Raw genomic sequence first — 3,134 nt, forward strand, 5'->3', positions numbered from 1 at the left:
CGATATACCCATTCGACGCTGCAGTCATCAACGGCGTCCAGCCATAGCTGTCTTGCAAATTTGGATTTGCCCCCTGTTCAAGCAGCAAAACAACAGTCTCTTTACTATCATTGTACAAAGCAACTGTTAGAGCTGTTTCTTCATTTGTGAATTCTGCCAAATCTAGTTCAGCACCAGCCTCTATTAAGACTGCAGCAATAGCCTTGTCGTTATTTTGTGCGGCCCACATAAGCGCAGTCCAGCCCTCTTCATCCGACACATTTGGATCGCCTCCAGAATCCAGCAATTGTTGAACAAGCTCTAAATCGCCTTCTACAGCCGCATCTAACAACTTATCCTCGGATGACTCTAAGAAGGTTTCTGTTATCTTTGTAATATTATCAGCGAATATAATACCTATTGATGCCGCGCCTAAAATGACAAATACGATGGAAGTGACAACAATAATGCCCAATTTGGAGGTTTGAAACACAACTGGGGAGCTTATACCTGAATATTGTTGTATCGCATGAATACGTTTTGGCAATGGAGGATGTGTGGAGAGCCTTTCTGCTAACCAGACAAAAAAGCTCTTTTCTTGACTGCTCTGCATGACATACTCTTCTCGATCGACTCTTTTGTATAACGACTTACCAATCGCTAATATCATCAACCCATTCATAGCTGCCTCAGCATCCTCGGAATAATAGGTAGCCATCCGGTCACATGTATATTCACAAGCGCGCGAATAGGCCTCACCAATAAAAGGAAACCATAACGCAGGAAGGATGAACAATTGCTTGGTCAAATGATTCCGTTTAATATGAGCCAGTTCATGTGCGATAACAAAAGAAACCTCTTTGCTGCCGCCTGTTTGGATCAACTCGAATAAGTCCGAATAAAGCACAATCATATTACGCCCAAAGAAACGCGATGCGAAAGCGTTGAGAACACCGCTTGATTCCATAACGAATATGTCCGGCACCTTATAGAAGCCCATTCTGCTGCACTGTGCTTGGATCCCTTCAAAAACCTCTGGGAATTGCCGTTCTGAAATACGTACGCCATTTATTCGAATACTTGCCATCATTAGCGCTTGTGCAAGTAATGGAAGAATGACTATTATCGGTATAATAAACCATCCGATTATCGAAATAAATAAAGCAAAATACACTAAAATACTAAAAATTAGCGCAATAACATAATACCGATTCTCCTTCCGATGAATAAGTGACGGATCTGTGTAGTTCGGACTCAATTCATACAACCCCTTCTAAAAACAATACCAATAGTATACACGAATTCCCTTCTGGCGTGTAAAAAAAAAGAAGCTCCGGCTTATTAGCCTGGGAGCCCCTCTCCATTTTCAGTTTTCTATTGATCAGAGTCATCCCATTTTTTGGAATATGCTTTCTTCGTGATCCATAAGGTCATCCACGAAAGCAATACAACGATAACTCCAGAAACAACCCAAATTCCTACCGGAACACCCATCTACATTTGCCTCCCTTTATCTATTCCATCTATAATACAACATATTTTCGTTTAATTTCATCCAAACCGTTAACAATTTGGTACTTTTTCATTTATACTATTGTTATTTGGGAGGAGGCTGATCGAAATGAAGTTTAATTGGAACAATACCAACAATTAATTAGTGGTTGTTCATTAAGCAACCACACTATTTTAAGATAGGTGGTTAACTATGACACATCAAATATATCAACTAATAGAACGTCCCCCTACAGTAGTGGAGCATCAAACACTTTGGGAAGTTGTAGGTTGGGGAACCGTCAATATACAGGTGTCCGCACCATCCTTAGCAAATTCTATTTATGCTGTCGTAATCGCTTGTAATAATCAAATCATTGGCATGGGGCGAATAGTCGGCGATGGTGCTATGTACTATTATATACAAGATGTAGCCGTATTACCTGAGCATCAGAAACAAGGTTTAGGCAAGTTGATCATCGACAAGCTTCTGGCCTATATCTCTGCACATTGTGCCGGATCGGCTTTCGTCGGACTATTCGCTTCACATGGTAAAGAATCGTTCTACCAGCAGTTTGGATTTGAAAACCATGCGCCTGGCATGACTGGAATGTTTATCGTTCTTGATAAATAGCTCTTCTCTTATTTCCTATAATTTGCGAATTTGACTAATCAATACTTCCGATGTAATCCATTTGCGGAATACCAGAAACAGCACGTACGCTGGCAAGCTAAGCAGCGCTCCCATTTGTAGCAATAAAGGAACATTCTGCTCACCTGATTGCATGAGCTGCACAAACCTCATTACAGGAGAAAAAGCTTTTGGATCTGATATATACATCAAAGAAGGTAGATAAGAATTCCAAATGGACACGAATTGAAGGATACCGAGAGCCAGCAGCGGCTTCCATATTTTCGGAATGAAGATTGTAAAAAACGCTTCAAACTCCCCTCTGACGCCAGCCTCCGCCTCAGCTTTCAAAGCGCTGTATTTGCTATTAAAAATACTTTTTAAAACAAATACACTTACAAGATTGAAGAACCCCGTGAACAGCTGAGGAAATATCGTGTTTGTTATCCCCATATTGTGAAAAAACATGTACTCATTGACTGATCCCGTGCTCATTACCAATAAAACGATCAAGAACAACTTATATAACCAACGGCCAGGTAAAGCCTTTACGGTTAACGGATAAGCAAGAGTAACTGTGATAAGCAAGTAAATCAATACTGCTGCAAAATTAATGATTAGAAATAGAATAAGGTTCCCTATCGGGATCAGTTCAAATAATGATAGGCTCCCTTCTTCTTTGCCTGCTACAAAAGGGTATACAAAAAGGAAGTAGATCGGGAGAAGCGCTGCTAACGCGCACAATGCTGCAATAATGGTCCCTGCTATGCTGCGCCCTTTATTGTCAGCTTGAACATCGTCATTAGGCGAGAAGCTGCTAAATAGTTCACTAAAGAACGACCCTCTTACTATAAAATAAGCGGCTATCGTAAGTATCAATTGAAGAACAAACTGAATAACACCAGCTGCTGCACTCACACTGACTTGCATATTCAGTAAACCCATTCTGAAATTGTACGTATTAAGGACATCTCCGCTTTCATAAACTAAAGGGTTTAACAAGCTATGGATTAGCTCGGGGTCTGTAGAGAGT

Annotated in this window: 3 protein-coding genes; 1 reads left to right on the forward strand and 2 read right to left on the reverse strand. The window is 40.7% G+C overall.

Translation table 11 applies throughout. From position 1 onward, the window contains the following. On the reverse strand, positions 1-1,237 hold a 1,237-nt coding region (locus tag AC1DWN_RS31145), incomplete at its 3' end, for a M48 family metallopeptidase (RefSeq protein WP_477562734.1). Between the two features lie 447 nt (positions 1,238-1,684). Between AC1DWN_RS31145 and AC1DWN_RS31150 the strand changes: the two genes are divergently transcribed. After that, positions 1,685-2,104 (forward strand): GNAT family N-acetyltransferase, encoded by a 420-nt coding sequence (locus AC1DWN_RS31150; protein ID WP_477562735.1) that lies wholly within the window; start codon positions 1,685-1,687, stop codon positions 2,102-2,104. Between the two features lie 15 nt (positions 2,105-2,119). Here the strand turns inward: AC1DWN_RS31150 and AC1DWN_RS31155 are convergent. Next, positions 2,120-3,134, reverse strand: a 1,015-nt coding sequence (locus AC1DWN_RS31155) for an ABC transporter permease family protein (protein WP_477562736.1), incomplete at its 5' end; no start/stop codon positions are given.

The organism is Paenibacillus sp. P4_A7, from assembly GCF_056402455.1.